This window comes from Methylobacterium sp. WL9 (assembly GCF_008040035.1).
Lineage (GTDB): Bacteria > Pseudomonadota > Alphaproteobacteria > Rhizobiales > Beijerinckiaceae > Methylobacterium > Methylobacterium thuringiense.
Window position 1 is genome coordinate 1 of the sequence record NZ_VRVE01000142.1, and the last position, 4,811, is coordinate 4,811.

Below are 4,811 nucleotides of genomic sequence, written 5' to 3' on the forward strand. Positions count from 1 at the left end.
GCTCCGGAAGCTCGCCGACGCCACCGCGCCGCTCTACGCCACCCTCGACGACGGCCAGAAGCGCCGCGCCGCGATCCTGGCCCGCCCGATGCGCCCGCATGGCGGCGGCTGGCACCATCGCAAGGGCGAGCGCGACGGGCCGGGGGGCCGGGACGACGACTGATCTCTTCGGGTTTCGCTTGATCCTGCGGGACGGCGGCTGCACACACCGCTGGCCCTTCTCCCGTTGGGGCGGATCGACGGAAGATTTTGGACCGGCATGGCGCGGCGCCCGCTCCTGAGGGGCGACACCCTCCCTCTCCTGCGACGGCTCTGGCGCGAGTGGCTCTCGCCGCACCGGGCGACGCTCGCCGTCGTGCTGGTGCTGATCGCTATCGTCGGCGCGGCGACGGGCCTCTACCCGGCGCTGATCAAGGCCGCCTTCGACGCCTTCGACGCCAAGGACCAGCGGGCGCTGGCCTACGGGCCGCTCGTCGTCATCGTGGTCACCTCCGTGCGCGGTTTCGCCCTGTTCGGCCAGACCATCCTGACGAACCGCGTGGTGACGCGGGTCGAGGCGGATATGCAGGGGGCGCTCTACGCCCACCTGATCGAGGCCGACATGGCCCAGCTCGGGCGCGAGAGCGCCGCCTCGTTCACGCAGCGCTTCACTACGGATTTCGCCTTCATCAAGGAGGCGCTGACCCGCATCTCCACCGTGCTCCTGCGCGACATCGCCATGCTGATCGCGCTGGTGATCGCCCTGGTCTGGATGGACCCGGTCCTGACGCTGGTGGCCGGCATCACCGTGCCGTTCGTCGCCGGGCCGATCGGCCGCGTCGGCAAGAAGCTGCGCCACGTCTCTACCAACACGCAGGAGCAGATGGGGCTGATGGCGAGCCTCATCAGCGAGAGCCTGCAGGGCGCGCGCATCGCCAAGACCTATTCGCTGGAGGGCTACCTCAAGGGCCGCGCCTCGGACGCCCTCGACGAGGTCCGCCGGCTCAAGATGAAGGCGGCCAACGCCCGCGGCCGGCTCGACCCGCTGCTCGAGATCGGCGGCGGCTTCGCCGTCGCGGCCGTGCTGGTGATCGTCGGCCAGCGGGTCATGTCGGGCGAGAAGACCGTCGGCGATTTCACCGGCTACGTCGCCGCGCTACTGCTTGCCGCGCAGCCCGCCCGCGCGCTGGGCACCCTCAACGCCATCCTGCAGGAGGCCGCCGCCGCGCTCACCCGCTACTTCGCCCTGCTCGACGAACACCCGACCATCCGGGAGGCGCCGGACGCCGTGCCGCTGCGGGTGACGCAGGGCGAGATCACATTCGAAAACCTGCGCTTCCGCTACCGCGAGGACGCGCCGGCCCTGGAAGGCATTGACCTCACGGTGCGGGCCGGATCCACGACAGCGCTCGTCGGCCGCTCGGGCTCGGGAAAATCCTCGCTGCTCAACCTGGTGCCGCGTCTCTACGACGTCACCGACGGCCGCGTGCTCATCGACGGCCAGGACATCCGCGGCGTGACGATCGGTTCGCTGCGTGCCGCCGTCTCGGTGGTCTCGCAGGAGGTCGTGCTGTTCGACGACACCATCGCCGCCAATATCGGCTTCGGCCGGCCGGGGGCGAGCCGGACCGAGATCGAGGCCGCCGCCGAGGCCGCCGCCGCCCACGGCTTCGTCTCGCGCCTAAGCGAGGGCTACGACTTTCGCGTCGGCCCGGCGGGCGGGCGGCTCTCGGGGGGCGAGCGCCAGCGCATCTCCCTCGCCCGCGCCTTCCTCAAGGACGCGCCGATCCTGCTGCTCGACGAGGCGACCAGCGCCCTCGATTCCGAATCCGAGCAGCTCGTGCAGGAGGCCCTCGTCCGGCTGATGCGCGGCCGCACCACGCTGGTCATCGCCCACCGCCTCTCCACCGTGCGCGATGCCGGGCAGATCGCGGTGATGGAGGCCGGCCGGGTGATCGAGACGGGCACGCACGAGGCGCTGGTCGCAGCTGGCGGGACCTATGCCCGGCTGCACCGGCTGCAATTGTCGGATGAGCCGGTTCCGGCTGCGGTCTGAGCTTCGGGGACCGTCCACTCAGCGCCAGGAGAGACCGATGGCAGGCGAGATCTTCGGCAAGACCAAGGGCGGCGAGATCGTCACCCGCCTGACGCTGGAGCGCGGAAACTTTCGCGTCCAGATCCTCGATCTCGGCGGCATCGTCACCACGATCGAGACGCCGGACCGCGCGGGCCGGCTCGCCAACGTCGTGCTCGGGCTTGAGACGGTCGAGGGCTACGAAACGCTCAGCCCGCATTTCGGCGCGCTCGCCGGCCGCTACGCCAACCGCATCGCCAAGGGGCGCTTCAGCCTCGACGGGCAGGCCTACGAACTGCCGATCAACGACCCGCCGAACACCCTGCACGGCGGCGTGACCGGCTTCGCCAAGCGCCTGTTCCGGGTCCTGTCGGCGGATGCGGGGCGCGTCGTGCTGATGCGGCGCAGCCCCGACGGGGAGGAGGGCTTTCCCGGCAACCTCGACCTCGAAGTCGTCTACAGCCTGCCCGAGGACGGGGTGCTGCGCATCGACTATCGGGCCTGGACCGACAAGCCGACGCCGCTCAACCTGACCAACCACAGCTACTTCAACCTTGCCGGCGAAGGCTCCGGCGACGTGTTGGGCCACGTGGTCGAACTCGCCTCCGACGCCTACACGCCGACCGACGCGCACCAGATCCCCACCGGCGAGATCCGCTCCGTGCAGGGCACGCCCTTCGATTTTCGCACGGCCACGGCGCTCGGCGCGCGCATCCGCGACGATGACCCGCAGATCGTCTGGGCCAAGGGCTACGACCACAATTTCGTCGTCCGGGGACAGGCGGGCGTCCTGCGCCCCGCCGCCTCCTGCCTCGACCCGGTGAGCGGCCGCCGCCTCGACGTCGCCACCACGCAGCCGGCGCTGCAACTCTACACCGGCAACACCCTCGACGGCACACTCGCCGGCCCTTCGCGCCGCATCTACCGCTCCGGCGATGGCGTCTGCTTCGAGACCCAAGGTTTCCCCGACGCCCCGAACCACCCGGAATTTCCTTCCGCCGTACTGAGGCCGGGCGCCCCCTTCATGTCGACCTCGACCTATCGGTTCTCGGTGGCGTAGGCGTGGATGGGCTGCCGAGCTCCGTCACCGACACGGTCCGCGCCTATCTCGCGCGGGTCGACGGGGTGGCGCCCGGATTCGTCACGGGGCTGTACCTCGTCGGCTCCGTAGCCCTCGGCGATTATCGCGAGGGCATCAGCGACATCGATGTTGTCGCGCTGGTCCCGGCGGGGCCGAGCCTGGAGCAGCTGGATGGCCTCGCGCGCGTCCATGCCGAGATGGCGGCGCTGGCGCCGCCGTTCTTCGACGGGATCTATCTGACGCCGGACCGGCTCACCCGGATCCCGGGCGACATCGAATATGCGACCTTCGTCGTCGAGGGAGATCTTCAGGCGCAGGCGCGCTGCTTCGAGATCAATCCGTTGCTCTGGACGTGTCTCGCCCGGCACGGGATCACCGTCCGGGGACCCGAGCCGATACAGCTCGGCATCGCCAGCGATGCCGAGTCGACGCGGCGCTTCCAGATCGCCAACCTCAACAGCTACTGGATGGGCTGGATCGCGCAGGCCGAAGCAGCCCTGGCGCGCAAGCGCCCGGACGAGGACATGGCCGCATCCTCGTTCGGCTGGGGCGTGCTCGGCGTCACCCGGATCGCGCGCACCGTCGCCACCGGCGACATCGTCTCGAAGACCGAGGCCGGCCGCTGGGCCCTGCGGACCTATCCGCCGGACTGGCGGCCCGTGATCGAGGACGCCCTGCTGGCACGTGAGGGACGTCTCGACCGCATGGCGCCCGACCGGTTCGCGCGATCCGTCGATTACATCCGCTTCGTAATCGCGGGCGTCGGCGAGACGCGCTGACGGCCGGATCTACCGGTAGGGTGGTCGGCGCACGACCGCTTGACATGGCACTCGATCCGGTCTGTTATTTCTGTCATGACAGAAATAACAGACGTCCCATCCAAGCTGCCGGCCGCGATCGAAGGCTTCGTGATGCACTGGGGCAATCTCGGTGGGCAATGGGGCGTGAACCGCTCCGTCGCGCAGATCCATGCGCTGCTCTACCTCTCCGAGAAGCCGCTGACGGCCGAGGAGATCGCCGACGCGCTCGGCATCGCGCGCTCCAACGTCTCGAACTCGCTGAAGGAACTCACCGGCTGGAACCTGATCCGGCGGGTCCCGGTGGCCGGCGACCGGCGCGATCATTTCGTCGCCGAGACCGACCTGTGGGAGATGGCGACGCGCATCGCCGCCGGCCGCAAGGAGCGCGAGATCGATCCGGCCATCGCGGCGCTCCGTGTCTGCGCGGTCCAGGCCGAGGACGATCCCGCTGTCGGCGCCGTGGCGCGGCGGCGGCTGAATGCGATGCTCGATTTCACGCAGACCATGGAGGGCTGGTACGCGCAGATGCTGCATGTGCCGCACGGGACGCTGGCCAAGCTGATCCGGCTCGGCAGCCGCATCGTGAAGTTCCTGCCCTCTAAGCCGGAGGGCTGACCCGATGACAGCCCTCGCAAGATCCCGGCCGCTCCCGTCCGCCGCCGCGCCCGCGCCGACCGACCTCCTCGACCTGCGCTTCCGGGCCCTGATCTCCGACGCGCAGTGGAACACGCTGCCGCCGGCCGTGCGCCGCCGCTTCTCGAAGCGCCTGCCGCAGAGCGCCAGCGCCGTTTATGCCGGGCATGTCGTCGCCACGCGGATGAGCGTCGCCGGATGGCTGCTGGCGCAGGCGGCGCGCGGCGTCGGCGCGCCGCTGCCA

General features: G+C 70.2%; 5 protein-coding genes. All 5 read left to right on the plus strand.

Features of this window, described 5'->3' with window-relative positions:
* Nucleotides 1–259: 259 nt before the first annotated feature.
* Entirely contained in the window at nt 260–2,035 is a 1,776-nt protein-coding gene (locus FV217_RS21775) for an ABC transporter ATP-binding protein (protein ID WP_147821669.1), read from the plus strand.
* Nucleotides 2,036–2,072: 37 nt separating this feature from the next.
* Nucleotides 2,073–3,113 (plus strand): aldose epimerase family protein, encoded by a 1,041-nt coding sequence (locus tag FV217_RS21780; RefSeq protein WP_147821671.1) that lies wholly within the window; start codon nt 2,073–2,075, stop codon nt 3,111–3,113.
* Nucleotides 3,114–3,115: 2 nt separating this feature from the next.
* Nucleotides 3,116–3,913: an aminoglycoside adenylyltransferase domain-containing protein gene (locus FV217_RS21785; protein WP_147821672.1), complete on the plus strand. Its 798-nt coding sequence runs from the start codon at nt 3,116–3,118 to the stop codon at nt 3,911–3,913.
* A gap of 75 nt (nt 3,914–3,988) precedes the next feature.
* Complete coding sequence (locus FV217_RS21790) at nt 3,989–4,549, plus strand: MarR family transcriptional regulator (RefSeq protein WP_147821674.1); 561 nt, start codon at nt 3,989–3,991, stop codon at nt 4,547–4,549.
* A gap of 4 nt (nt 4,550–4,553) precedes the next feature.
* The coding region (locus FV217_RS21795) for a DUF4166 domain-containing protein (RefSeq protein ID WP_246683102.1) at nt 4,554–4,811 on the plus strand (258 nt) is incomplete at its 3' end.